This window comes from Bacillus cereus group sp. BfR-BA-01441, assembly GCF_022663075.1.
In the GTDB taxonomy this organism is placed as follows: Bacteria; Bacillota; Bacilli; order Bacillales; family Bacillaceae_G; genus Bacillus_A; species Bacillus_A cereus.
In genome coordinates this window covers 1-212 of sequence record NZ_JAKUEU010000462.1, presented here as the reverse complement: position 1 = coordinate 212, position 212 = coordinate 1, and the positions used below count along the sequence as shown (strand labels likewise).

Below are 212 nucleotides of genomic sequence, written 5' to 3'. Positions count from 1 at the left end.
TTGCTTTTTCTTCGGCTTGACGTTCTAATTCAGCCTGTTTTTGCTTTTCTTCTTCTTCGGCTTGACGTTGCAATTCAGCTCGTTTTTGTCTTGCTTTTTCTTCGGCTTGACGTTGCAATTCAGCCTGTTTTTGCTTTTCTTCTTCTTCGGCTTGACGTTGCAATTCAGCCTGTTTTTGCTTTTCTTCTTCTTCGGCTTGACGTTGCAATTCA

Annotated in this window: 1 pseudogene; it reads right to left on the bottom strand. The window is 41.5% G+C overall.

Annotated elements, in window-relative coordinates:
* Positions 1-212: pseudogene (locus MR107_RS32165) on the bottom strand (sunset domain-containing protein); the annotation flags it as partial.